26 protein-coding genes are annotated in these 23827 nt (G+C 69.2%); 16 read left to right on the top strand and 10 right to left on the bottom strand.

The genetic code is table 11. The features are described from left to right. The first annotated feature begins 4 nt into the window (after positions 1-4). The 3 genes from NVV99_RS03055 (at position 5) to NVV99_RS03045 (ending at position 2234) form a co-directional block, all read left to right on the top strand. Positions 5-391 carry a helix-turn-helix domain-containing protein gene (locus NVV99_RS03055; RefSeq protein ID WP_006551282.1) on the top strand — a complete coding sequence of 129 codons (387 nt, stop codon included), beginning with the start codon at positions 5-7 and terminating at the stop codon, positions 389-391. 200 nt (positions 392-591) lie between these two features. Next, positions 592-1398 carry a phage shock protein PspA gene (gene pspA, locus NVV99_RS03050; RefSeq protein WP_006551283.1) on the top strand — a complete coding sequence of 269 codons (807 nt, stop codon included), beginning with the start codon at positions 592-594 and terminating at the stop codon, positions 1396-1398. Positions 1399-1424: 26 nt separating this feature from the next. After that, positions 1425-2234, top strand: a complete 810-nt coding sequence (locus NVV99_RS03045) for a hypothetical protein (protein ID WP_024100679.1) — start codon at positions 1425-1427, stop codon at positions 2232-2234. A gap of 59 nt (positions 2235-2293) precedes the next feature. Here the strand turns inward: NVV99_RS03045 and NVV99_RS03040 are convergent, their stop codons facing one another. The 3 genes from NVV99_RS03040 to NVV99_RS03030 are packed head-to-tail and all read right to left on the bottom strand — an operon-like array spanning position 2294 to position 4189. Next, positions 2294-2899, bottom strand: coding sequence for a CbiQ family ECF transporter T component (locus NVV99_RS03040; protein ID WP_024100680.1), 606 nt, complete (start codon positions 2897-2899; stop codon positions 2294-2296). Beyond that, the gene (locus tag NVV99_RS03035; RefSeq protein WP_024100681.1) at positions 2896-3576 is read right to left on the bottom strand and encodes an energy-coupling factor ABC transporter ATP-binding protein; all 681 of its coding nucleotides are present in this window, start codon (positions 3574-3576) and stop codon (positions 2896-2898) included. Before NVV99_RS03035 ends, NVV99_RS03040 begins: the two co-directional genes overlap by 4 nt. Before the next feature lie 16 nt (positions 3577-3592). After that, on the bottom strand, positions 3593-4189 hold the full coding sequence (locus NVV99_RS03030; RefSeq protein WP_006551286.1) for a biotin transporter BioY: 597 nt from the start codon (positions 4187-4189) through the stop codon (positions 3593-3595). A 248-nt stretch (positions 4190-4437) separates the two neighbouring features. On the opposite strand from NVV99_RS03030, the gene NVV99_RS03025 reads away from it, so the two are divergent. The 6 genes from NVV99_RS03025 (at position 4438) to recX (ending at position 8810) form a co-directional block, all read left to right on the top strand. Next, the gene (locus tag NVV99_RS03025; RefSeq protein ID WP_006551287.1) at positions 4438-4611 is read left to right on the top strand and encodes a hypothetical protein; all 174 of its coding nucleotides are present in this window, start codon (positions 4438-4440) and stop codon (positions 4609-4611) included. Positions 4612-4626: 15 nt separating this feature from the next. Then, positions 4627-5349, top strand: coding sequence for a PIG-L deacetylase family protein (locus tag NVV99_RS03020; protein WP_006551288.1), 723 nt, complete (start codon positions 4627-4629; stop codon positions 5347-5349). A gap of 40 nt (positions 5350-5389) precedes the next feature. After that, the gene (locus NVV99_RS03015; RefSeq protein WP_024100682.1) at positions 5390-6535 is read left to right on the top strand and encodes a glycosyltransferase; all 1146 of its coding nucleotides are present in this window, start codon (positions 5390-5392) and stop codon (positions 6533-6535) included. Between the two features lie 37 nt (positions 6536-6572). Then, on the top strand, positions 6573-6767 hold the full coding sequence (locus tag NVV99_RS03010; RefSeq protein ID WP_006551291.1) for a DUF3046 domain-containing protein: 195 nt from the start codon (positions 6573-6575) through the stop codon (positions 6765-6767). Between the two features lie 277 nt (positions 6768-7044). Next, positions 7045-8088, top strand: a complete 1044-nt coding sequence (gene recA / locus NVV99_RS03005) for a recombinase RecA (protein WP_006551292.1) — start codon at positions 7045-7047, stop codon at positions 8086-8088. Positions 8089-8192: 104 nt separating this feature from the next. Continuing rightward, on the top strand, positions 8193-8810 hold the full coding sequence (recX, locus tag NVV99_RS03000; protein WP_033096537.1) for a recombination regulator RecX: 618 nt from the start codon (positions 8193-8195) through the stop codon (positions 8808-8810). Between the two features lie 56 nt (positions 8811-8866). Here recX and NVV99_RS02995 read toward each other — a convergent pair whose 3' ends face one another. The 4 genes from NVV99_RS02995 to NVV99_RS02980 form a co-directional block, all read right to left on the bottom strand. After that, positions 8867-9775 (bottom strand): amino acid ABC transporter permease, encoded by a 909-nt coding sequence (locus NVV99_RS02995; protein ID WP_006551295.1) that lies wholly within the window; start codon positions 9773-9775, stop codon positions 8867-8869. Then, the gene (locus NVV99_RS02990; RefSeq protein WP_006551296.1) at positions 9772-10452 is read right to left on the bottom strand and encodes an amino acid ABC transporter permease; all 681 of its coding nucleotides are present in this window, start codon (positions 10450-10452) and stop codon (positions 9772-9774) included. Before NVV99_RS02990 ends, NVV99_RS02995 begins: the two co-directional genes overlap by 4 nt. Before the next feature lie 123 nt (positions 10453-10575). Next, on the bottom strand, positions 10576-11409 hold the full coding sequence (locus NVV99_RS02985; RefSeq protein WP_006551297.1) for a glutamate ABC transporter substrate-binding protein: 834 nt from the start codon (positions 11407-11409) through the stop codon (positions 10576-10578). Positions 11410-11477: 68 nt separating this feature from the next. Continuing rightward, positions 11478-12206, bottom strand: a complete 729-nt coding sequence (locus NVV99_RS02980) for an amino acid ABC transporter ATP-binding protein (protein WP_006551298.1) — start codon at positions 12204-12206, stop codon at positions 11478-11480. A 225-nt stretch (positions 12207-12431) separates the two neighbouring features. On the opposite strand from NVV99_RS02980, the gene miaB reads away from it, so the two are divergent. After that, positions 12432-13961 carry a tRNA (N6-isopentenyl adenosine(37)-C2)-methylthiotransferase MiaB gene (gene miaB / locus NVV99_RS02975; protein WP_024100683.1) on the top strand — a complete coding sequence of 510 codons (1530 nt, stop codon included), beginning with the start codon at positions 12432-12434 and terminating at the stop codon, positions 13959-13961. Then, positions 13949-14542 carry a hypothetical protein gene (locus NVV99_RS02970; RefSeq protein WP_016692697.1) on the top strand — a complete coding sequence of 198 codons (594 nt, stop codon included), beginning with the start codon at positions 13949-13951 and terminating at the stop codon, positions 14540-14542. Before miaB ends, NVV99_RS02970 begins: the two co-directional genes overlap by 13 nt. A gap of 76 nt (positions 14543-14618) precedes the next feature. On the opposite strand, the gene NVV99_RS02965 is transcribed toward NVV99_RS02970, so the two are convergent. Then, complete coding sequence (locus NVV99_RS02965; RefSeq protein WP_024100684.1) at positions 14619-16031, bottom strand: DUF349 domain-containing protein; 1413 nt, start codon at positions 16029-16031, stop codon at positions 14619-14621. A gap of 149 nt (positions 16032-16180) precedes the next feature. Here NVV99_RS02965 and NVV99_RS02960 point away from each other — a divergent pair, with 149 nt between their 5' ends. The 5 genes from NVV99_RS02960 (at position 16181) to NVV99_RS02940 (ending at position 21342) form a co-directional block, all read left to right on the top strand. Next, entirely contained in the window at positions 16181-16894 is a 714-nt protein-coding gene (locus NVV99_RS02960; RefSeq protein WP_024100685.1) for a hypothetical protein, read from the top strand. After that, positions 16891-17853 carry a tRNA (adenosine(37)-N6)-dimethylallyltransferase MiaA gene (gene miaA / locus NVV99_RS02955; protein ID WP_019289178.1) on the top strand — a complete coding sequence of 321 codons (963 nt, stop codon included), beginning with the start codon at positions 16891-16893 and terminating at the stop codon, positions 17851-17853. The genes NVV99_RS02960 and miaA overlap by 4 nt, the downstream gene beginning before the upstream one ends. Positions 17854-17863: 10 nt before the next feature. Continuing rightward, positions 17864-18730, top strand: a complete 867-nt coding sequence (gene dapF, locus NVV99_RS02950) for a diaminopimelate epimerase (RefSeq protein ID WP_024100686.1) — start codon at positions 17864-17866, stop codon at positions 18728-18730. A gap of 105 nt (positions 18731-18835) precedes the next feature. Then, positions 18836-20302: a GTPase HflX gene (gene hflX / locus NVV99_RS02945; RefSeq protein ID WP_006551306.1), complete on the top strand. Its 1467-nt coding sequence runs from the start codon at positions 18836-18838 to the stop codon at positions 20300-20302. Then, a complete protein-coding gene (locus tag NVV99_RS02940) occupies positions 20302-21342 on the top strand; it encodes a hypothetical protein (protein ID WP_024100687.1) in 1041 nt (346 codons plus the stop codon). Before hflX ends, NVV99_RS02940 begins: the two co-directional genes overlap by 1 nt. A gap of 52 nt (positions 21343-21394) precedes the next feature. Here the strand turns inward: NVV99_RS02940 and NVV99_RS02935 are convergent, their stop codons facing one another. Together NVV99_RS02935 and NVV99_RS02930 are read right to left on the bottom strand one after the other, a co-directional pair. Continuing rightward, positions 21395-21652, bottom strand: a complete 258-nt coding sequence (locus NVV99_RS02935; protein ID WP_006551308.1) for an HPr family phosphocarrier protein — start codon at positions 21650-21652, stop codon at positions 21395-21397. A gap of 83 nt (positions 21653-21735) precedes the next feature. Then, positions 21736-23826 (bottom strand): fructose-specific PTS transporter subunit EIIC, encoded by a 2091-nt coding sequence (locus NVV99_RS02930; protein WP_006551309.1) that lies wholly within the window; start codon positions 23824-23826, stop codon positions 21736-21738. Position 23827: the final 1 nt, after the last annotated feature.

Here is a 23827-nt window from a genome sequence, read left to right as displayed (position 1 = left end):
TGGGATGGCGCTGTTGTTGCGTGAGGCACTCGGTGACAGCCTTCGGCGCACCCGTGTTTCGCAGAGCCGCACCCTGCGCGAAGTCTCCAGCAGCGCCCGGGTCAGCCTCGGCTATCTCTCGGAGATCGAGCGCGGCAGGAAGGAGGCCTCGAGCGAACTGCTCGCGGCCATCTGCGATGCACTGGAGGTCCCGCTGTCCGACGTGCTGTTCGATGTGAGCGGTCTGCTGGCGGACGGCCTCGACCGTCGCACGGACATGGAGACCACCGCAGCCGACACGGCACCGGCCGAGCGGTCCGACGACGGCGCCACCGCCGAGCCCGGGTTGCTCGCGCAGGAGCCGCGCATGGTGATCCCTGCACCCGCCGCACAGGCGCTGGCAGCCGCCTAACATGGATCACGAACCGTGCCGGTCTCGCCGGATACGGTCGTAAGCGACATCGAGCCGGGGCGTGGTGCGTGCACGGACCCGGCCGGGGCAGGTGGGTCGTCGGGGGTAGCAGCGGACCGGCGATCTTCGAACCGGGGCGCGAGGGCCGCGTACCGGGTCGCGTTCGGCGCGGCGTACCAGATGGAGGCAGGATCACACCCATGGCTAATCCTTTCGTCAAGGGCTGGAAGTACCTGATGGCGCTTTTCAACTCGAAGATCGATGAGAAGGCCGATCCGAAGGTCCAGATTCAGCAGGCGATCGAGGACGCGCAGCGTCAGCATCAGGCACTCTCGCAGCAGGCGGCCTCCGTTATCGGTAACCAGCGTCAGCTCGAGATGAAGCTCAACCGTCAGCTGGACGAGGTGGAGAAGCTCAACGCGAGTGCCCGCCAGGCCGTCATGATGGCCGACCAGGCCACGGCGGCGGGCGACACCGAGAAGGCGATCCAGTACACGAACGCGGCCGAGGCCTTCGCGGCACAGCTCGTCACCGCCGAGCAGTCCGTCGAGGACCTCAAGGTGCTGCACGACCAGTCGCTCCAGGCCGCCGCGCAGGCCAAGAAGGCCGTCGAGCAGAACGCCATGGCGCTGCAGCAGAAGGTCGCAGAGCGCACGAAGCTGCTCAGCCAGCTCGAGCAGGCCAAGATGCAGGAGCGCGTGAGCGAGTCGCTGCGTTCGATGGATTCGACCCTCGCAGCTCCGGGCACCACTCCGAGCCTCGATGCCGTCCGCGAGAAGATCGAGCGTCGCTACGCCAACGCTCTCGGTTCGGCCGAGCTCGCCCAGAACTCGGTGCAGGGCCGCATGCTCGAGGTTCAGCAGGCCACCGTGCAGATGGCCGGTCACAGCCGACTCGAGCAGATCCGGGCGTCGATGAAGGGCGAGGCGCTTCCGGGCACCCCCGCCAACCCTGCCGTCGACACGCGCAAAGAGCCCCCGAACGCTGCCGGTACCACCGGCCGCTGATCCGCACGCCTCGGAACTGATCCGCCGTGAACGTCTCCGGAGACGACCGGACCGGGAACATCCCCGGTTCGGTCGTCTCTGCGTTCCGCGATGCCACCGGCAACGCGATGGAGGCCGCGCGCCGCTGGCGCGATCCCGCCGCCCGCTTGCGGCGTAAGAAGCGTCGCGCGCGTCGGCGTGCCAGTTTCTTCGGTGCCGGCTCGGGCACCACGGCGATCGGCACCGCGACCCTGGCCGTCGCGTCGGCTCCCGAATGGACGCTCGTCGCGGCCGGGGGAGCGACGGCGGCTCTCGCAGTGCCTGCCGTCCTCGCCGTCCGTACCTTCCGTCGCCTCGATGCGGTGCCGCTGCCCCCACCGCCGCCGCGCCGCCGGTCGCTGCCACCGGCCGGTTCGGTCGCCCGCGCCCCGATGGAACGCCTCGCGGCGAACGAGGAGAGCCTGCGGCGCCTGCTCGGTGTGCTCGTGCGGTCGAACTCCGTGGCCCCCGACGACCTCACCGAGATCGACGACGCGGCCCGCGCAGCCGCATCCGCACTCGATGCCGTCGTCGAGGACGTCGTTGCCCTCGAATCCGCCGCGCAGGGCAGTGCGGCCGCCAAGACCCATCTGTCCGCGGCCATCGTCGACGCGGGCGAGCGTCTCGGGACGGGTGTCGACCAGTTCGAGGAACTCGTCGCCGCCGCAGCACGCCTCGCCGCGACCGCCGAGGGTAACCGGTCGCTGGCGATGCTCGACCAGCGACGCGCCGAACTGATCGCCACGTCCGACAAACTCGAGAGCTGGGCGCAGTCCTGGCGCGAGTTGGGGCAGATCGAGCAGCGTTACCGCCCCTGAGGGGTGGAACACCCCCATCATCGACACCGCGAGCCGAACACGTCGGTCGTCGACACCTCTCAGTCGTCGACACCGCGAGCGGCGAGGGCCTCGCCCATCGCCTCCGCGGTGCGCAGGGCTCCTACCACCACCGGAACCACCAGCGCCCGCAACGAGAATCCGAGACCGCGCGCCTTGCGTGCCTCGGTCACGCGGGTGACCACGGTGCCGATCAGCGGGATCGCGCGGACGGTCATCACCAGCACGAGTCCCACCCGGTCGGGATCGACCCCGACGCGCGCGAGGGGACGGGCCGCCCGCACGATCGCGTCGAGCATGTCGGTGGTCCGCGTCGTGAGGGTCACCAGGGCGGCCAGGGCGACCGCCACGAGCAGCGACCCGCAGATCACCACCGCCCGTTCCCACCCCGCCACGAGCACCTGTAACGCTGCAATGATCGCCAGCATCCACACCAGCGGCCGCAGCTGCACAACCGCCAGACGCGGAGGTATGCGCGCGGCCGCATACGCGAGCACGGCCAAGGCCAGGGCGGGAAGCACCTGCCAGGGTTGCCGGATCCACAGGGTCAGCGCAAGGATCAGTGCTGCGACCGCGAGCAGCTTCGCTCCCGCCGGAAGCCGGTGCAGGACGGAGCGTCCGGGATGGTAGAGGCCGAAGGTGTTCACCCGATCAGATTCCGGTAGAACGCGAGCGCGGACGCCGGTTCGTCGTCGGCGACGACCCGCCCCGAGTCGACCACCAGCACACGATCGAAGTCCGCGAGGAGTTCGAGATTGTGGGTCACCGCGATCACCTGCTGCGGAAGGCTCGCGAAGGTGCGCGCGATGAGCTTCGTATTGCGCAGGTCGAGCAGGGTCGTCGGTTCGTCCGCGACGAGCACCGCCGGGTCGGTCACCATGATCGCGGCGAGCGCGAGCAACTGCTTCTGGCCGCCCGAGAGCAGGTGGCTGGGGTGGTCGTGATGCCCCGCGAGCCCGAAGTCGGCGAGGACCTGCCGTACCCGGGCTTCGCGTTCCTCTTTGCCGAGTCCGCTGCGTCGCAGCGAGAAGGCGACGTCCTCGGCGACCGTCGGCATGACGATCTGATGGTCCGGGTCGGTGAAGACGAATCCGACCTTCTTGCGGACCTCCCGGCCCTTGCGCGCCGTGTCGAGGCCGTCGACGGTCACCGAGCCGGACGACGGGACGAGCAGGCCGTTGATCATGCGCGCCATCGTCGACTTGCCGCTGCCGTTCGCTCCGACGATGCCGACGCGTCGTTCGGTGAGGACCACGTCGACCCCGTCGAGGACGGTGCGGTCGCCGTAGGCGTGCCGCACCTCCCGGAATCGGATCTCGCTCATCGACGGTCGGACGGCGTCAGTGCGCGGGATCCGCAGCGGGGCGGTGCGCGATGCGCGGTGCCGCCAGTGCGGGATAGGCGCGATGCACCTGGGCGGCGACCGCTGCGGCGACGACCGCCTTGGCCAGATCGCCCGGCAGGAAGGTGACGTTGGCCGCGGCGGCGGCCCACACCGTGAGATCCGTGCGCAGGACCATGCCTGCGATACCGAAGGCGTAGAGGACGACGATGCCACCGAGGACGTTGACGGCCACACCGGGCAACGTGCGGTATCGCGGCAGCATCTTCATGCTCAGCCAGCCGATCACGGCGACGGCAGGGATCCAGCCGATGAGGAAGCCCACCGTGGGACCTGCCAGCGAGGTGAGGGTCGTGCGCCCGCCGGCGAGTACGGGCAGCGCCAGCCCCAGCACGATCACGGTGAGCACCGACAGGACACCTTTGCGTGCGCCGAGCAGTGCACCCGCGAGCATCACGCCCAAGGTCTGCAGCGTGATGGGCACGCCGGACGATCCGATACTGATCTGACCGGGCAGTCCCAGGGCGATGATCAGGGCGGCGAAGACGGCGATCTGCGCGAGGTCGCGCGCGGGGATACGGGGGGACGAGGACACGGTTACTCAGCCTTCTGGTATGGACGGCGAACCCGTAGAGCCTAAGCCGTACCGGCGTGCCGCGGGTCACCGACCCGTCTCCGGGTGCCCGTGGGCCACACCGGGGTGCGCCTCCGGGTGTCCCCTGATCTTTCCCTGATATCTGCGCTGACCTGCTGTTTTTCATTGCTCGAGCTGTCAGGATCGAGGCGTACCGAGCAAATGGAGTCCGACTCGGAAGAGGTCGGCATCGAGGGTGGGAGTACCCAATGTTCTGGAAGATCGTAGGAATCGTCGCGGTGGTGTGGGTCGGTCTCGCCGTCCTCGGCGCCCTGCTCGACAACCTGTTCGGCTTTCTCGTACTCGGCGCCGTGATCTTCGGCGGATACCTGCTGTACAAGGCAGTATCGGGAGGTGACAAGCACGACCTGACACGTCTGTAGACGAAGGGGGCAGCTGTGGAGGCGGTACCGGAGAACTGGCAACGCGGACTCGTCGTCGTCGCCCACCCGGACGACATCGAATACGGCGCGGCGGCGGCGATCGCGCGGTGGACCCGACAGGGCAAGGAGATTTCCTACGTTCTGGCCACCAGTGGCGAGGCGGGCATCGCCGGTCTGCCGCCCGAGAAGAGCGGGCCGGTGCGGGAATCGGAGCAGCGCGAGTCCGCGCGGATCGTCGGAGTGGATACCGTCGAGTTCCTCGGGCACCCGGATGGTCGACTCGTCCCGAGTCTCGATCTCCGTCGCGACATCGCTTCCGCCATCCGACGTCATCGTCCTGAGATGGTGGTCACGCTCGCGTTCGGGCTGTCGCCCCGGCCCGGCTGGGTCAACAGTGCCGACCATCGGGCGCTCGGGATCAGCGTCCTCGACGCCGTCTCCGATGCCGCGAACGAATGGATCTTCCCGGAACTCACCGAACGCGGTCTGGAACCGTGGCACGGCGTGCGATGGGCTGCCGTGTGTCCGGGTTCGCCTCCGACCCACGCGGTGGACGTGACCGATACGGTCGAACTGGCAGTCGAGTCCCTCGCGGCGCACCGTCTGTACCTGCAGGCTCTCGACGACAGGCCGGTGGAGGCACAAGCGCGCGAACAGGTGGAGCGCGCATCGGCGCCGCTGCCGGGATTCGCTGCCGAGCGCGCCTCCGGGTTCGAGTTGTACACCTTCGCGGGATAGGAAGCGTCCCGCCGTCGGTGGCCTGTGGCAGGCTGTGCGCGTGCGAGTGGCGGTGGTGGCCGGGCCCGATGCGGGTCATGCGATTCCGGCGATCGCGTTGTCGCTGCGGCTCGCGGATGCCGGGCACGACGCGGTCGTCCTCACGGGCGAACGATGGCTCGGCCTCGAGCTGCCCGGTGTGACGTTCGCTGAGTTGAAGGGGCTGGCGCCCCGGCTCGGGGACGACGACGGCGACGCGGGGGCGAAGATCCACGCCCGCGCCGCCCATATCGCGAGCGAGATGCTCCCGGATCTCGGAGCCCTGCTACCCGACCTCGTCGTGGCGGACGTGCTCACCGCCGGCGGAGGGATGGCCGCCGAGCGCCTGGGGATCCCGTGGGTCGAGCTCTCGCCGCACCCGTTGTACCTGCCGTCGCGCGGGCTCCCGCCGATCGGCAGCGGTCTCGATGTGGGCAGGGGCGTGCGGGGCCGGTTGAGGGACGCCGCGTTGCGAGCGATGACCGCGAGATCGCTGCGGCAGGGGGAGCGCGAGCGTTCTGCCGCACGCGTCGGGATCGGTCTGCCGGCGCGCGATCCCGGGCCCCGGGCCCGGCTGATCGCCACCCTGCCGGCACTCGAGGTGCCACGTCCCGACTGGCCCGGGCACGCGCACGTCGTCGGTCCGCTGCTGTGGGAACCCACCGTGGAGATCCTCGATCCGCCGCCAGGGGACGGACCTCTCGTGATGGTCGCGCCGTCGACCGCGGTCACCGGCGTGACCGGGATGGTCGAGACGGTCTGCGACGCACTCGACGGGGCCGGGATGCGGGTCGCCGCGACGATGCTCGACCCTCCGCCGCAGTCGCTCCCCAGCTGGGCCGTCTCGGGTCGCGGCAGGCAGGACGTCCTGCTCCGGCAGGCCGATGTCGTCGTGTGCGGGGGTGGGCACGGGATGCTCGCCAAGACGCTGAGTGCGGGGGTTCCGGCGGTGATCGTTCCCGGGGGCGGCGACCAGTGGGAGCTGGCGAACCGCGCCGCACGGCAGGGGAGTGCGGTGGTGGTGCGTCCGCTCGACGCGGATGCGGTCCGCTCCGCGATCGACACCGTGCTGTCGTCGCCGGACTTCGCCGCCGCGGCTCGTGCGGCCGCGGACGGTGCCGGCGACGTGGAGGATCCGGTCGCGGTGTGCAAGGCCGCAGCGGACTGACTGTCGCGCCACACCGCGCGCGACTACCGTGGTCGGGGTGCGGTTGACGGAGTTCTACGAGGTGGTCCGGGACGAGTTCGGACAGATGCACGGCGATGCCCTGCTGCGCGATCACGTGCTGCTTTCGCTCGGTGGACGGACGGCGGCCGAGGCGATCGAGGCGGGACAGGAGCCCCGGGAGGTATGGCGCGCTCTCTGCGACGAGTTCGACGTCCCACCCGTGCGGCGGTAGCCGCGGAGCCGGTCGGGGCTGCTCCCGACCGGAATCGGTGCAGGAGTAGATGCCGGAATCGATTTTCTGTCCGACCGGGATGAGACCATTCCTGGCGTACACGAAGCGACCGGATTTCGAACACGTGTTCGGCTATGCTGGGAACGCCGGGTGGGTTGTCCACAGGTGGTGATTCCATCCACAGATACGGCGTTTCCGCGGTCGCGACAGCGAACTTGTCGGTGCCGGGTTCTAACGTCGTCGACAACAAGGACGAGATTCTATTAAGGGGACCAAGATGGCAGCACAGGCTCACGACCGCGAGAAGGCGCTCGAGCTCGCCCTCGCGCAGATCGACAAGAGCTTCGGTAAGGGCTCGGTGATGCGCCTGGGCGAGGACGTCCGTCCGCCCATCGCAGTCATTCCCACCGGGTCGATTGCACTCGACGTGGCTCTCGGTATCGGCGGCCTGCCGCGCGGGCGCGTCATCGAGATCTACGGCCCGGAATCCTCGGGTAAGACGACGGTGGCCCTCCACGCGGTCGCCAACGCGCAGGCCGCTGGCGGCATCGCGGCGTTCATCGACGCCGAGCACGCCCTCGATCCGGACTACGCGCGCAAGCTCGGTGTCGACACCGACGCCCTGCTCGTGTCCCAACCCGACACCGGTGAGCAGGCCCTCGAGATCGCCGACATGCTCATCCGCTCGGGTGCGCTCGACATCATCGTCATCGACTCGGTCGCGGCGCTCGTGCCCCGCGCCGAGATCGAGGGCGAGATGGGCGACAGCCACGTCGGTCTCCAGGCCCGCCTGATGAGCCAGGCACTGCGCAAGATGACCGGTGCGCTCAACAACTCCGGCACCACCGCGATCTTCATCAACCAGCTGCGCGAGAAGATCGGCGTGATGTTCGGCTCGCCCGAGACCACCACGGGCGGTAAGGCGCTGAAGTTCTACGCCTCCGTGCGTCTGGACGTGCGCCGGATCGAGACGCTCAAGGACGGCGGCGACGCGGTGGGCAACCGCACCCGCGTGAAGGTCGTCAAGAACAAGGTCTCGCCTCCGTTCAAGCAGGCCGAGTTCGACATCCTGTACGGCCAGGGCATCTCGAAGGAGGGCTCGCTCATCGACATGGGTGTCGAGCAGGGCTTCATCCGCAAGTCCGGCTCCTGGTACACCTACGAGGGCGACCAGCTGGGGCAGGGCAAGGAGAACGCCCGCAAGTTCCTGCTCGAGAACACCGATGTGCGCGACGAGATCGAGAAGAAGATCAAGGAGAAGCTCGGCATCGGTGCCGTTCTCACCGATCCGAGTGATGTCGAGGAGCCGGTCGACTTCTAGTCACCGCCCACGGCCCCACGGGGGCACGGACGCACGTCGTCCGTGCCCCCGTGGCGTATCCGCACCCGGCCGCGCTGTCGGTGCGTCCGGCTACTGTGCGCGTCATGGACGACTCCGAGGAACGACGCCCCGACGCTCGGCGCGAACGACGCGGACGGCGGCGCTCGGCTCGCACCGAGCAGGAACTGCCCGGCGGCGGCACCGAAGCGCAGGCCAAGGACGTCTGTCTCCGTCTGCTGACCGATCGGGCACGCAGCCGATCCGAGCTCGCGACGAAGCTCGAGCAGAAGGGGTTCGCGTCCGACGTCGCCGAACGTGCCCTCGACCGTCTCACCGAGGTCGGGTTGATCGACGACGCGGATTTCGCCAACCAGTGGGCACGTTCACGGCATCTGCACGCGGGGAAGGGTAAGCGCGCGATCGCACTCGAACTGCGCCGCAAGGGAATCGACGCCGACGACGCGGCGGCTGCCCTCGAACAGATCGACACCGCCGACGAACGGGAACGGGCGGTCGAACTGGTCCGCAAGAAGCTCCGCACCCAGCCGCCGCTGCCCACCGAAGGGGATCGGCGCGAGATCGCGGCCGAACGCGACAAGTTGGTGCGGCGGCTGGTCGGGATGCTGGCCCGGCGCGGCTACGCGCAGGGGATGGCGTTCGATGTCGTGCGGGAAGAACTCGCGACGTTCGGTGCCGACGCGAGCGACCTCCCACACGACTGAGCCCGACTGCGAAACGCCTGGGCTCGACTGCGAACTTCGCAACCGCAGTGCTGCTGTTACTTGCGGCCCTCGCCGCTCAGGTCCAGGCCTGGCACCGACATCGTGGGCATCGTCTGCGGCTCTTCGGCCGCCACAGCACCCTTCTTCCGCTTCCCGGATCGCAGACGCTTCTCGAGCCAGATCGCGAACTGTGTCAGCGCACTGTTGAGGATGATCATGATCGCCGCGACCACCAGCAGCGACGGCAGGTAGTTCTGGAAGAACGCGCCGAGCTGCTGGCCGGAACGCACCACTTCGACATAGCCGATGAGGTAGCCGAGCGCGGAGTCCTTGAGCGCGATCACCATCTGCGACACGATCGCCGGGAGCATGACCGTCACGGCCTGCGGCAGCAGGATCAGTCGCATGAGCTGGTTCTTCCGCATACCGATCGCGTAGGCGGCCTCGCTCTGACCACGCGGAAGCGATCGGATGCCCGCGCGCACGATCTCGGCGATGACCGAGCCGTTGTACAGGGTCAGGCCGGTGATGACCGCCGCGAGCGCGAGATATCCGGACTTGAAGACGCGGTACTCGGCGAACACCTGGTAGGCGAAGATCATCAGGATCAGCACCGGGACGGCGCGGAACAACTCGACGATCGTGCCGGCGATCCAGCGGACCCACCGGTGGTCGGACAGACGCGCGATACCCAGGACCGTGCCGAGCACGAGTGCCAGCACGATCGACGCGACGGCCGCGATGATCGTGCCGCGGATGCCGGGCAGCAGATAGGTGGTCCAGCTGGACGATTCGACGAACGGCTCCCACTTGGCGGCCGTCAGCTGTCCGTTGGCGTCGAGCGCGCGGTAGACGATCCAGCCGACCAGGACGAGGAGCGCGACCACGACCACCGACAGGATCCGGTAGAGCGCCTTGGCGCGGGGCCCGGGTGCGTCGTAGAGAACGGTTCCGTGTGCACTCATCGGGCGACCTCGTATCGCTTGCTGAGCCGGCCGAAGAGCAGGCCGGTGGGAAGGGTGAGGATGACGAATCCGAGCGCGAAGATGCCACCGACGACGAAGATGGCCGCTTCGTTCTCGATCATCGTCTTCATCAGCAGCGAGGCCTCGGACACGCCGATGACGGAGGCGATCGTCGAGTTCTTGGTCAACGCGATGAGCACCGAACCGAGCGGGGCGATGACCGCGCGGAAAGCCTGGGGGAGGACGATCAGGCGCAGATTCTGGCTGAAGGTCAGACCCAGCGAGCGGCCGGCCTCCGACTGTCCGAGCGAGACCGTGTTGATGCCCGAGCGGAGCGACTCGCACACGAAGGCCGCCGTGTAGACGCTCAGGCCGAGCACAGCGAGTCGGAAGTTGTTGTCCACCAGGAAGGTCGGCGACGACTCGGAGGCCAGCTTGATGCCGAGCGTCTGGGACAGACCGAACAGGCAAAAGATGATGATGAGGGTCAGCGGGGTGTTCCGGAAGATCGTCACGTAGGCGGCGCCGACGGCACGCGCCACCGGGATGGGGGACACGCGCATCGCGGCGAGGATCGTTCCGAGGATCAGTGCACCGATCGCCGAGATGACGGTCAACTGGATCGTGGTCCAGAACGCGTCGAGTAGCTGGCTGCTGTACTTGCTCAACAGATCCACAGGTCACTCCGGGATCGAGGGGACGGGTGGGAGTCCGGAACGGTCCGGCCGGTCCGTGGGATTACGGACCGGCCGCACCGCCGGACGTGACGGGTGGTACCCGTACTCGGTGACGATCGACACTCAGTAGCGATCGACGCTCGGCTGCTCCGGGAGCTCGTAGCCCGAGGCGCCGACCGTCTCCTGGAATGCGGCCTCCCACGCACCGCTGGCGATCATCTCCTCGATCGCGTCGTTGATCGCATTGCGCGACTCGTCGTCGCCCTTGGCGAGACCGATGCCGTAGCGCTCGGTGGTGAACGGCTCACCGACGACCTTGAAGTCGCCCGGGCTCTGCGCGGCGTAGCCGGCGAGGATGATGTCGTCGGTGGTCACCGCGTCGACCGCGCCGTTGCGCAGCGCCTCGACACACAGCGAGTAGGTGTCGAACTCCTGGAGCTGGACGTCCTGCGCGTAGTTGTCCTTCACGTTCTGGGCCGGGGTCGAACCCGCCACCGAGCACAGGCGCTTGCCGCCGTTGAGCGAGTCGGGTCCGGTGATCTCGGTGTCGTCCGCGCGCACGAGGAGCGACTGGCCCGCAATGAAGTACGGGCCGGCGAAGTCCACCTTCTCCTTGCGGGAATCGGTGATCGAGTAGGTCGCGACGATGTAGTCGACCTCACCGTTCTGGATGAGGGTCTCGCGCTGGGCGGACGGAGCTTCCTTGAATTCGATGTTCTCCTCGGACACACCGAGCTGACCGGCGACATACTTGGCGACCTCGACGTCGAACCCGCTGAACGAACCGTCCGGGTTGCGCAGGCCCAGGCCCGGCTGGTCGAACTTGATACCGACCGTCAGGGTGCCGTTCTCCGCGGACTGCGAGACACTGCGCGTCTCGTCGCCACCGCACGCCGTGGCGACCACTGCCACGGCGACGGCGCCGATGCCCAGGCGGATGGAGCGGGACAATTTCATCGAATACCTCCGGTGCGGTTCGGAACTACGTCCGACGGACCGGGTGGCCCGTCGGTGCGGGAATCAGGTCAGTGACTGAGGATCTTGCCGAGGAAGTCCTTGGCGCGATCGGATTTCGGTGCGGTGAAGAAGGTCTCGGGATCGGTGTCCTCGACGATGCGACCGTCGGCCATGAACAGAACGCGGTCGCCGGCCTTGCGGGCGAATCCCATCTCGTGGGTGACCACGACCATCGTCATGCCCTCTTTCGCGAGGGAGGTCATCACGTCGAGGACCTCCTGGACCATCTCGGGGTCGAGGGCGGAGGTGGGCTCGTCGAACAGCATGACCTTGGGATTCATCGCGAGCGCGCGTGCGATCGCCACGCGCTGCTGCTGGCCGCCCGACAGCTGCGCCGGGTATTTGTCGGCCTGATTGGCGATCCCGACCCGGTCGAGCAGCTGCATCGCCGACTCGCGGACCTTGTCCTTCTTGATCCTGCGCACCTTGAGGGGGCCGAGCATGACGTTCTCGAGGATCGTCTTGTGGGCGAAGAGGTTGAACGATTGGAACACCATGCCGACGTCCGAACGAAGGCGGGCGAGTGCCTTGCCCTCCTCCGGCAGCAGGGTGCCGTCGACGTGGATCTCTCCCGAATCGATCGGTTCGAGCCGGTTGATGGTGCGGCAGAGGGTCGATTTGCCCGAACCCGACGGGCCGACGACGATGACGACCTGTCCTCGCGGAATCTCGAGGTTGATGTCCTGCAGTACGTGCAGGGATCCGAAATGCTTGTTCACCCCGTTCATGGAGATCATGGACGAGCTGGTGTCCGACTTCTCGGACGGACGATCCGTTCCGGCGGCCGCTGATGTCATATCTGCAGACCCTATGCCGTCCGACGCCCGAGACTTCGCATTTCGGGACACCTTCGACACGCGCGTCACGGGATTTTTACTGCACGAGCAGTATCGGATACCTCGACGGGGCCCGCGCCGCCGGCGCGAGGAAAGGGGACCCGCCGAGGTGAGATACCCTGAGACGTGTCACTGATCGACGAAGAAGCCCCCCGTACCGGTGCCCGGACCTACGAGGTCCGCACCTACGGCTGTCAGATGAACGTACACGACTCCGAGCGTCTGTCGGGGTTGTTGGAGGACGCCGGCTTCACCAAGGCCGCGCCCGGTGCGTCACCAGATCTGGTGGTCTTCAACACCTGCGCGGTGCGGGAGAACGCCGACAACAAGCTGTACGGCAATCTGAGTCATCTGCGTCCGGTCAAGGACGACAACCCCGACATGCAGATCGCCGTCGGAGGCTGCCTCGCCCAGAAGGACCGCGACACGGTCGTGAAGAAAGCGCCCTGGGTCGACGTGGTCTTCGGCACGCACAACATCGGCAATCTCCCCGCACTGCTCGAACGCGCGCGGCACAATCGCCGTGCCGAGGTCGAGATCCTCGACGCCCTCGAGGCGTTCCCCTCGACGCTGCCCGCCAAGCGCGAGTCGTCGTACGCCGGATGGGTGTCGATCTCCGTCGGCTGCAACAACACGTGCACCTTCTGCATCGTGCCGTCGCTGCGCGGCAAGGAGGTCGACCGGCGCCCGGGTGACATCCTCGCCGAGGTGCAGGCGCTCGTCGACGAGGGCGTGCTCGAGGTGACACTGCTCGGCCAGAACGTCAACTCCTACGGCCGGTCCTTCGCCGATCCGGAGCAGCCCCGCGACCGGGGCGCCTTCGCGTCGCTGCTGCGCGCGTGCGGCGACATCGAGGGCCTCGAGCGGGTGCGCTTCACGTCCCCGCATCCGGCGGAATTCACCGACGACGTCATCGACGCGATGGCGCAGACCCCCAACGTGTGCCCGCAACTGCACATGCCGCTGCAGTCCGGCAGCGACCGGATCCTGCGCGCCATGCGCCGCTCGTACCGCAAGGAACGCTTCCTTGGCATCATCGAGCGGGTTCGGGCCGCGATGCCGCACGCCGCGATCACCACCGACATCATCGTCGGTTTCCCCGGTGAGACCGAGGAGGACTTCCAGCAGACCCTCGAGGTCGTCGAGAAGGCGCGTTTCACCAGCGCGTTCACCTTCCAGTACTCGAAGCGTCCCGGCACGCCCGCAGCAGACATGGAGGGTCAGGTCCCCAAGGCCGTAGTGCAGGAGCGCTACAACCGTCTGATCGCGCTGCAGGAACGCATCACCCTCGAGGAGAACCGCAAGCTCGTCGGCACGGAGGTCGAACTGCTCGTCGCGGCGGGGGAGGGTCGCAAGAACGCCGAGACCGCCCGGATGAGCGGGCGTGCCCGCGACGGCCGCCTCGTCCACTTCCGTCCCGAGGGCGCGATCGACACCGCGGTGCGTCCCGGCGACGTCATCACGATCGTCGTCAGCGACGCCGCGCCGCACCACCTCGTCGCGGACACCCCGATCCTCACGCACCGCCGTACACGTGCGGGCGACCACTTCGAACAGGGCCGGTTGCCCAAGACACCGCCGATCGGTGTCGGACTCGGACTGCCGAGCATCGGCGTCCCCGACCCGCTGCCGCCTCAGATGGGATGCAACGCATGACCACCGACAAGCCGCACGATCACCACGCGACGGGTGACGTACGCGCCGAACTCGAAGCCGCCGAACGGAAGGTGGCGAGCGACATCGACCCGGGCGCCCGGGCGATGTTCGTCGCGATCGCCGTCCTGATCCTGCTGGCGACCTTCAGCCTGCCCCACGCCGGATCCGCCAACGGGTGGGAGGTGCTGTCCTTCGCCCCGGACGCGACCACCGAGGAGATCGGTCTGCCGTCGCGGCTGTTCGTCGGCTTCGCAGTGGTCTTCGCCGGGCTGGGCTCGATTCTCGCGCTCGTCACCCGCAAGTGGGCGTTGGCGTGGGTGTCCCTGGCCGGCTCGGCGGTGACCATCGTCTTCGGCATGCTCGCGATCTGGTCGCGCCAGACCCTGCCCGTCGAGTCGTCCGCCGCGGGCCCGGGATTCGGTCTCGTGATCGGCTGGTTCGCCGTCATGGTGATCGTGTTCCACTGGGCCCGCGTGGTGTGGGCGCGGACCTCGGCCCAGCTCGAGGCCGAGGCCGAGTTGCGGAAGGTCGCAGCACAGCACGAGCGGCCCCGCCTGATGCGCGACGACCCCGAGGCCTGACGCCTCCGGCACGAACACGACGATCCCCCTCTCCCGGACCGGGAGAGGGGGATCGTCCGTCTCGGATGTCGCGGGGTCAGCGCTCGCCGACGGCACCTTCGGCGGCGTCGGCCCACTCGCGCCACTGCGCGGCCTGGGCGAGAGCCTTCTCGGCCTCCTTCGCCCGGCCGGCGGCGGTCGCCTTGGCGGCCTGCTCCTCGAACTGACGCACCCGCTCACGGAACTGGGCCGCACGCGCGAGGGCCTCGGGATCGGTGCGGCGCCACTCGGAATCCGCGGCCTCGCGCACCTTCTTCTCGATGGCCCGCAGACGGCCTTCGAGATCGTGCATGCGCTCGCGCGGCACCTTGCCGATCGCCTCCCACTGGTCCTGCAGCTCGCGCAGGCGCGTCCGGGCACCTTCGAGATCGGCCGACGGGTCGATCGAGGAGGCCACCTCGAGCAGGGCCTCCTTCGCGCGGGCATTCTCCTCGAACTCGGCGTCGCGCTCGGCGTTCGCGGCGTTGCGTGCGGCGAAGAAGACGTCCTGGGCGCCCTTGAACCGCTTCCACAGCTGGTCGTCGGCGTCCTTCGGTGCCCGTCCGGCCGCCTTCCACTCGGCGAGCAGGTCGCGGAAGGCCGCGGCGGTGGCACCCCAGTCGGTGGAGTTCTGCAGCTCCTCCGCCCGGGCGACGAGTTCTTCCTTGCGGCTCTTCGCCGCGGCGCGCTCGCGGTCGAGTTCGGCGAAGTGGGCTCCGCGACGCCGGTTGAACGCCTCGCGTGCCTTCGAATAGCGACGCCACAACACGTCGTCGACCTTCCGGTCGACCCCGCGGATGGTCTTCCACTCCTCGAGGATCTCGCGCAGCCGGTCGCCCGCGGCCTTCCATTGGGTGGATTCGGCGGCGATCGTCTCGGACTCGGCCGCGAGGGCCTCCTTGCGGGCCGTGCTCTCGGCGCGCCGACGCTCCTTTTCCTGCTTGGCGAGAGCCGCAGCCTCCTCGGAGTGCTCGATGATCGCGGTGAGCCGGGCGGCGAGCGCATCGAGATCACCGATGACGGCGGCGGTCGGCAGCGACTCGGCCAGTGCCTCGGCGGCCGCGCGCGTCTTCTTCACGTCGGCGGTGCCGGAGGTCAACCGGGTCTCGAGGATCGCCACCTCGGTGACGAGATCGTCGTAACGGCGTCCGAAGTGCGCGAGGCCCTCGGCGGCGTCGCCTGCCTGCCACGATCCGATGCACCGCTCGCCCTCGCTCGTGCGGACCCATGCGGTGCCGTCCTCGTCGACGCGTCCGAACCGACTCGGATCGCTCGCGGGCACCGCCGGGACGTGGGGGTGCGTCTGGGCCGCGACGGGATGCGGCTTCGGGGGTGCTGCGGTGGAACTGCCGTTCTCTCGGCCCGCGGGGCCGGGCGTCGCAGCATGGGCTCGGGGTGTGGCGGGACCGGGACGCGGGGTCCGCTCCTGCGTCGACTCGCCGGTTCGGTCCTGTGCGTTCGGGTCGCTCATCGATACCTCATCTCTGCCGCGCGGCACGGCTGCCTGGTCGCATGGGTCTACCGCCGGTCGATCCCGGGGCTCCGCGATCGTGTCCGCTCACTATTGAAACAGGTCGTGTCCATGCAGGGCGCCGGGTCCGGTGGACTACGGTTGCCGATGTGTTGACCGCCGCGGCGTTCGTGCCGTCCCCACCGCTGCTCGTCCCCGAGCTCACCGGTCTCGCCGTCTCCGAGACCGACGATCTGCGCGGGGCGGTTCTCGAGGTCGGTCGCAGCCTGTCCGGTGCCGCGGAATGGGTGGTCGTGGGAGCCGAGACGGCCGAACAGACCGTTCCTTCCACCGCGCGCGGAACCTTCCTCGGGTTCGGTGTCGACGTCACGGTGCAGCTCGGTCCTGAGGCCGCCGGTGAACCCGATCCCGCGCTCGCGTTGACCGCGCTGGTGGCCGGCTGGATCCGCGACCGCACGGCACCCGGCACCCACGTGACGACCCACGTGGTGGCCGCCGACGCCGACGCCGCCCACTGCGCCGATCTCGGCCGCGACCTGCGTGCGGAGCTCGACCGCGACGATCTGCCGCGAGCACTGCTCGTCGTCGCGGACGGAGCGACGACCCTCACCGCCAAGGCGCCCGGCGCCTACGATCCGCGCTCGGAGGAGGTCGAGGCGGCCCTGGCCGCAGCGCTCGGCGCCGGCGACACGGAGGTGCTCACGGCGCTCGACCCCGACCTGTGTTCGGACATCAAGCTGACCGGCCGCGCTGCCTGGCACGTCCTGGCGGCCACCCTCGGAGCGCGCCCGCGCTCGGCGTCCGTCACCTACTCCGCCGCGCCCTACGGCGTGGGCTACCACGTGGGGATCTGGACACCGTGAGCGCAGAAAGCACCGGTCCCGCCGACACGCTCGTACCGATCGCGGTGGTGGGCCCCACCGCCACGGGCAAGTCCGATCTCGGACTGGACCTCGCCGAAGCGCTCGGCGGCGAGATCGTCAACATCGATGCGATGCAGCAGTACCGCGGGATGGACATCGGGACGGCCAAGCTGGCACCGGACGAGCGTCGCGGGATCCCGCACCATCAACTCGACGTCCTCGACGTCACCGAGACCGCGACGGTCGCCCGCTACCAGCAGGCCGCGATCGCCGACGTCGAGGCGATCCTCGGCCGCGGCCGCCTCCCGATCGTCGTCGGCGGATCGATGATGTACGTGCAGGCACTGCTCGACGAATGGCAGTTCCCGGCGACGGATCCGCAGGTCCGTGCCAAGTGGGAGGCGGTGCTCGAGACCGAGGGGCCCGCCGCGGTCCACCGGGCGCTGCAGAGCGCCGATCCCGCCGCCGCGGCGACGATCCTGCCCACCGACGGCCGCCGCATGGTCCGCGCGCTCGAGGTCGTCGAGCTGACCGGGCAACCGTTCGCGGCGTCGCAGCCGACGATCGGTGAGCCCCGCTGGGGCACCGTGATCCTGGGCGTCGACCGCGACACCGCCGAACTCGACGACCGCATCGCGCGGCGCACCGACCTGATGTTCGAACGCGGCCTCGTCGACGAGGTGCACGGACTCCTCGAAGTCGGGCTGCGCGAGGGCGTCACCGCACGTCGCGCGATCGGCTACGCACAGGTGCTCGCGTACATCGACGGGGAGTACGACCTCGACCACGCACGCGAGCGGACGTTCATCGGGACCCGGCGCTACGTGCGACGGCAACGCTCGTGGTTCCGCCGCGACCCGCGCATCCACTGGCTCGACGGCGCCGACCCCCACCTGCTCGACGTCGCGTTGCGGGCCGTCCGGGACGCACGCACATCACCGGCCTCACCAGCCCGATAAGGTAGCGCGCATGGAGTTCAGCAAAGGGCACGGAACCGAGAACGACTTCGTGATCCTTCCGGATCCCGACGCCCGCCTGGACCTCGACGCAGGCCGGATCGCGGCCCTGTGCGACCGGCGTCGCGGGCTCGGCGCCGACGGTGTGCTCCGCGTGGCCCGGGCCGGGGCACTGGTGTCGGCCGGCGCGCTCGGAGAACTGCCCGAGGGCACCGACGCCGACGACTGGTTCATGGACTACCGCAACGGCGACGGATCCATCGCCGAGATGTGCGGCAACGGTGTGCGGGTGTTCGCGCACTATCTGACCGCGCACGGGTTCGAGGACCGCCGCGAGTTCGTCGTCGGCAGCCGGGCGGGAGGCAAGCCCGTCACCGTGCACGAGACAGGACCGGTCCTCGGCGAGGTGACCGTGGACATGGGGACGGTGCGCACCCTCGGCGAGTCGGCGGCGACCATCGACGGGCGGGTCTATCCGGGCATCGGCATCGACGTCGGCAACCCGCACCTCGCGTGCGTGGACCCGCACCTGAACGACACGAGCCTTGCCGGTCTCGACCTCACCTCGCCCGGCTTCGACCCGGGCTTCTTCCCGCACGGGGTCAACATCGAGTTCCTGACCCCGATCGCGGCCGGGACGGTCCACATGCGCGTCCACGAACGCGGCGTGGGGGAGACCCGCTCGTGCGGAACCGGCACGGTGGCCGCGGCTGCTGCAGCCCTGCGCTTCGACGGCGCATCCGACGGCGCGGTGCAGGTGCGGATCCCCGGTGGCTCGGTCGAGGTGCGCATCGAGAACGGTCGCGCCTGGTTGCGCGGGCCGTCTGTGCTGGTCGCGACGGGTGACCTCGACGACACCTGGTGGTCGGCGCCGATCTGATCGGCGCCGCTCGGCCCGGCCGGCGCGCACTTGGGTACCCCCCGCGCGGATGCGGCAGAAAAACTCGAATGCACCGATTCGGGCTTCGTGACACCATGGAGGTGTATGACGAACACACAGCGCATGCATCGCGCAACCACAGATGACAGCACTCCGACCGCGTACGACGCATCCGGAGGCTGGACCGCCGAGGATCCGTCCGTCGGCGAGATGCAACTCGAAGACCGTAGCGCGTTGCGGCGTGTGGCCGGTCTGTCCACCGAACTCGAGGACATCACCGAGGTCGAATACCGCCAGCTCCGACTCGAGCGTGTCGTGCTCGTCGGTGTCTGGACGGGCGGAACGGCCGCCCAGGCGGAAGCGAGCCTGGCCGAGCTGGCCGCGCTCGCCGAGACTGCGGGCTCCGAGGTCCTCGAAGGCCTGGTCCAACGTCGTGACCGGCCCGATGCCTCCACCTACATCGGCTCCGGCAAAGCCGACGAACTCCGGGAGATCGTCCTGTCCACCGGCGCAGACACCGTGATCTGCGACGGCGAACTCACCCCCGCCCAGCTCACCGCGCTGGAGAAGGTCGTCAAGGTCAAGGTCATCGACCGGACCGCGCTGATCCTCGACATCTTCGCCCAGCACGCCACCTCGCGAGAGGGCAAAGCACAGGTCTCCCTCGCACAGATGGAGTACATGCTCCCGCGTCTGCGTGGCTGGGGCGAATCGATGTCGCGGCAGGCCGGTGGCCGTGCCGGCAGCAACGGCGGTGTGGGCCTGCGCGGTCCCGGTGAGACGAAGATCGAGACCGACCGTCGCCGGATCCGTGAGCGGATGGCCAAGCTCCGTCGCGAGATCAAGGCGATGAAGGCTGCGCGCGACACCAAGCGCACCCGGCGTCTGCGCAACAAGATCCCGTCCGTCGCGATCGTGGGATACACCAACGCCGGTAAGTCGAGCCTGCTCAACAAGCTCACCGGCTCCGGTGTCCTGGTGCAGAACGCACTGTTCGCGACCCTCGACCCGACGACCCGCCGGTCGGCGCTGCCCGACGGCCGCGAGTACGTGCTCACCGACACCGTCGGTTTCGTCCGGCACCTCCCGACCCAGCTGGTCGAGGCGTTCCGGTCGACTCTCGAGGAGGTCGCCGACGCCGATGTGCTGCTCCACGTCGTCGACGGCTCCGACCCCATGCCCACCGAGCAGATCAAGGCGGTGCGCGAAGTCGTCACCGAGGTGCTCCGCGAATCGGACGCACCGCCGCCGCCGGAACTGATCGTCGTCAACAAGATCGATGCCGCCGACCCGGTCACCCTGACGCAGTTGCGCAGCGCGATCCCCGGCGCGGTGTTCGTCTCCGCGCACACCGGCGTGGGCGTCGAGGAGTTGCAGACCCAGCTCGCGGGTCTGCTCGAGGATCCCGATGTCGAGGTGAAGCTGCTCCTGCCGTACACCCGCGGTGATCTGCTCGCGCGCATCCATTCGGACGGTCAGATCCTGTCGTCCGAGCACGAGGTGGACGGCACGCGGGTGCACGCGAAGGTGCCGGCAGCGCTGGCGTCGGCATTGGTCGACTTCGCGGCCTGATGCAGGTCGTACGCCGGGCGGCGCTGCTCGCTGCCGTCGCGGCGTTCGTGCCGGTCCCGCACGCAAGCGCGCAGCACGCTGGGACTCCGGTCGCGGATCTGCCGACCGAGATGCTGTGTACCCCCGACGATCCCGTGCTCACCGAACTGTCCGGCCTCGCGACGATCGGCGACCGGCTGTTCGCGACGCCCGATGCCGGGGAGGACGAACGCATCGTCGAACTCGACGACGATTGCTCGGTGCTGCAACGCGTTCCGTCGCCCGTCGATCCCTACGACGTCGAGGATCTCGCCGCGGGGCCCGACGGCCGGTTGTGGCTCGGGGATCTCGGCGACAACACCCGCGTCCGCGAGACGATCGCGCTCATCTCCCTCGACCCCGACACCGGGCAGGGAGATCTGCACCGGCTGACCTATCCCGACGGTCCCCGCGACGCCGAGACCGTGCTCGTCTCCGCGACAGGCGAACCTGTGATCGTGACGAAGGCGCTGTTCGGCTCGAGCAATGTCTACCGGCCCGCACGCGGACTCACGATCGACGGCCTCCCCGTCCCGGGACCTGCCCCCCTCGAGAGGGTCGGGTCGCTGGCACTCGGACCGTCGGACACCCCCGGCGGTCCCATTCCCGGTGCGTCCTCCTCGATGATCACCGGCGGTGCGGTCAACGCCGACGGGACGGTCGCGGCGGTCCGCACCTACACCGACGTCTACCTGTTCCACGTCCCCGACGGCGATCTCGCGTCCGCTCTGGTCGCCGGTCCGCGCTTCCGCGTCCCGGTCCCGGGCGAACCGCAGGGCGAAGCCGTCGCATTCACCGCCGACGGTGACCTGGTCACCGCGTCCGAGCGCGGCGCGGCAGGCACGGAGAATCCACCGATCCATATCCGTCGCGGTGCGACCGATCTCTTCGCACCCGCGGACGACGATGCCGCGGACGAGATGTCGCCCGCGGCACTGCCGGTCGTCGGTGCGAGCGTGGCCGCCGGGGTCATCGCCCTCGGGGTGCTCGGACTCGTCGTCCGGCGCCGCGCCCGCCGCTGAGATCAGACGCCGCGACCGCGGCCGAGATCAGACGCCGCGACCGCGGCCGAGATCAGGCGTCGAGGTCCGCGGCGACCAGCTCCGCGACCTGCGCGAGGACCGCGTCGTCATCGCACGAGATCGTGACCTGCGTGCCCTTTTCTGCGCCGAGCGTCATGATCATCAGGGCCGAACCGGCGTCGACGGGCTCGCCGCCGTCGACCGCGAGGGTCACGGGGACACCGGCCGCGACCACGGCCTCGGCGATGATCCCTGCAGGACGGGCGTGCAGGCCGATGGACGAACCGACGGCAACGGTGGTGCTGGGCATGGGAATCTCCTTCGTGGTGGGGAAGTGCAGGAAGTCGGGTAGATCAGGCGCGTGCCGCTGTGATCAGAAGCGTGCCGCTGTGATCAGGAGCGTGCCGCTACGGGCTGGGGGTTCGCCTCGTCGGCGGCAACCCGGGCGGGACGCGTGATCGACTTGGCGATACTGACCGCGAGTGCGGCGACCACCGTACCGGCTGCCAGTGCGATCAGGAACCACACGACGCGGTCCATCGCGAACAGCACGAACAATCCGCCGTGGGGAGCGGTGAGCGTGACACCCGTCGCCATGACGATGCCGCCGGTCACGGCGCCGCCGAGCATCATCGACGGGATGACCCGGAACGGGTCGGCCGCCGCGAACGGGATGGCGCCCTCCGAGATGAACGATGCACCGAGCAGCCAGGCGGCCTTGCCGTTCTCGCGTTCGGCCGTGCTGTAGAGACGCGGACGCACTAGCGACGACAGTGCCATGGCGAGCGGCGGAACCATACCGGCGGCCATGACCGCCGCCATGATCTCGAGCGAACCGGTGTTGGCGACGTCGAGACCCGCGACCGCGAAGGCGTAGGCGGCCTTGTTGACCGGTCCGCCGAGGTCGAAGCACATCATCAGGCCGAGGATCGCACCGAGCAGCACCGCGGAACCACCGGACAGACCGTTGAGCCAGTCGGTGAGACCGGTCGTGATCGCGGCGAGCGGGCGACCGAGCAGCAGGAACATGAGCCCACCGACGATCAGGCTCGCGAGCAGCGGGATGATCACCACAGGCATCAGGCCACGAGCCCAAGTGGGCAGCGGGATACGGCCGACCCACAGGGCCGCGAAGCCGGCGATGATGCCGCCGACCAGACCGCCGATGAAACCGGCGCCGACGAAGACGGCCACCGCACCGGCGGTGAAGCCCGGAGCCAGACCCGGACGGTCCGCGATCGCGAAGGCGATGTACCCGGCCAGTGCCGGGACGAGGAACGAGAACGCCAACGAGCCGATCTGGTACAGCACCGCACCGAGATAAGTGCCGAGCCCACCCTCGGGAAGGTTGGTGAGCGTGTTGTCGAGGACGATGTCGGCGGCCGAGTCGGTGATGTCGGGACCGGCGAGCAGGAAGCCCAGAGCGATGAGCAGACCACCGGCCGCGACGAACGGGATCATGTAACTCACACCGGTGAGCAGGATCTGCCGCAGCCGGGTACCCCAACCGAGGTCGCTGCCGCTCTCCGACTCACCCGCCGGGGCGCCCGCGGTGCCCTCGACGGTGCGTGCGGACGGATCGGTGGCGGCCCGCAGGGCCTCGTCGACCATGGTGTCCGGTTCGTTGATCGCGCGCTTGACGCCCGATGCGATCACGGGCTTCCCGGCGAACCGTTCGCGGCCCTTGACCCCCACGTCGGTGGCGAAGATGACGGCGTCGGCGCCGGCGATCACGTCGGGGGGCAGGGGAGTGCTGCCGCTCGATCCCTGCGTCTCCACCCGGACCGTCACGCCCGCGCGTTCACCGGCGGCGGCCAGCGCATCGGCGGCCATGTAGGTGTGCGCGATACCGGTCGGGCACGCGGTGACCGCGACGATCGTGCGGCCTCCGGGCTGTTCCGCGCTCTGCGGAGGCGCGACCGCCGGCTTCGCAGCGGCTGTCGGTGACGGCTGTTCCGGCGCTGCGGTCGAGCCGGCAGGAGCGCTGCCCGACGACTCCGGTCGGGGCGGGAGGACGTCCTCGACCAGCGCGATGACCTCGTCCGCGGACGCGGCCGCGCGCAGCGACGCGACGAAGTCCGGGCGCACGAGTGCACGAGCGAGAGCGGTGAGCAGCTTCATGTGGTCGCCGCCCGCACCTTCGGGCGCGGCAATGAGGAAGACGAGGTCGGCGGGTCCGTCGGGCGCACCGAAGTCGGCCTTCGGGGACAGCCGGGCGAAACCGAGCGACGGCGTGGTCACCGCTTCGCTGCGTGCGTGCGGGATCGCGATCCCGCCGGGAAGGCCGGTGGCGGACTTGGCCTCCCGTTCGAGAACGGCCGCGGTGAGTGCGTCGGCGTCGGATGCGCGACCGTTCGCTGCGAGACGCTCGGCGAGCGCGGCGATGACGGAGTTCTTGTCGGATCCCAGGTCTACATCGAGCGAGACGAGTTCCGTGCCGATGATCGAGGAACCGCCTGCGGAGCCGGAGGTGGTGTCGGACATG

Source organism: Rhodococcus sp. PAE-6 (assembly GCF_025290685.1).
GTDB lineage: Bacteria > Actinomycetota > Actinomycetes > Mycobacteriales > Mycobacteriaceae > Rhodococcus > Rhodococcus pyridinivorans.
This window is presented reverse-complemented; position numbering and strand designations above follow the sequence as displayed.

Excerpts from the sequence above, each read along its gene's own strand:
- NVV99_RS03055 (WP_006551282.1), top strand. The coding sequence starts at position 5 with ATGGCGCTGTTGTTGCGTGAGGCACTCGGTGACAGCCTTCGGCGCACC.
- pspA (WP_006551283.1), top strand. The coding sequence starts at position 592 with ATGGCTAATCCTTTCGTCAAGGGCTGGAAGTACCTGATGGCGCTTTTC.
- NVV99_RS03035 (WP_024100681.1), bottom strand. The coding sequence starts at position 3,576 with ATGAGCGAGATCCGATTCCGGGAGGTGCGGCACGCCTACGGCGACCGC.
- NVV99_RS03025 (WP_006551287.1), top strand. The coding sequence starts at position 4,438 with ATGTTCTGGAAGATCGTAGGAATCGTCGCGGTGGTGTGGGTCGGTCTC.
- recA (WP_006551292.1), top strand. The coding sequence starts at position 7,045 with ATGGCAGCACAGGCTCACGACCGCGAGAAGGCGCTCGAGCTCGCCCTC.
- recX (WP_033096537.1), top strand. The coding sequence starts at position 8,193 with ATGGACGACTCCGAGGAACGACGCCCCGACGCTCGGCGCGAACGACGC.
- NVV99_RS02995 (WP_006551295.1), bottom strand. The coding sequence starts at position 9,775 with ATGAGTGCACACGGAACCGTTCTCTACGACGCACCCGGGCCCCGCGCC.
- NVV99_RS02985 (WP_006551297.1), bottom strand. The coding sequence starts at position 11,409 with ATGAAATTGTCCCGCTCCATCCGCCTGGGCATCGGCGCCGTCGCCGTG.
- NVV99_RS02980 (WP_006551298.1), bottom strand. The coding sequence starts at position 12,206 with ATGATCTCCATGAACGGGGTGAACAAGCATTTCGGATCCCTGCACGTA.
- NVV99_RS02970 (WP_016692697.1), top strand. The coding sequence starts at position 13,949 with ATGCAACGCATGACCACCGACAAGCCGCACGATCACCACGCGACGGGT.
- NVV99_RS02965 (WP_024100684.1), bottom strand. The coding sequence starts at position 16,031 with ATGAGCGACCCGAACGCACAGGACCGAACCGGCGAGTCGACGCAGGAG.
- dapF (WP_024100686.1), top strand. The coding sequence starts at position 17,864 with ATGGAGTTCAGCAAAGGGCACGGAACCGAGAACGACTTCGTGATCCTT.
- hflX (WP_006551306.1), top strand. The coding sequence starts at position 18,836 with ATGACGAACACACAGCGCATGCATCGCGCAACCACAGATGACAGCACT.
- NVV99_RS02940 (WP_024100687.1), top strand. The coding sequence starts at position 20,302 with ATGCAGGTCGTACGCCGGGCGGCGCTGCTCGCTGCCGTCGCGGCGTTC.
- NVV99_RS02935 (WP_006551308.1), bottom strand. The coding sequence starts at position 21,652 with ATGCCCAGCACCACCGTTGCCGTCGGTTCGTCCATCGGCCTGCACGCC.
- NVV99_RS02930 (WP_006551309.1), bottom strand. The coding sequence starts at position 23,826 with ATGTCCGACACCACCTCCGGCTCCGCAGGCGGTTCCTCGATCATCGGC.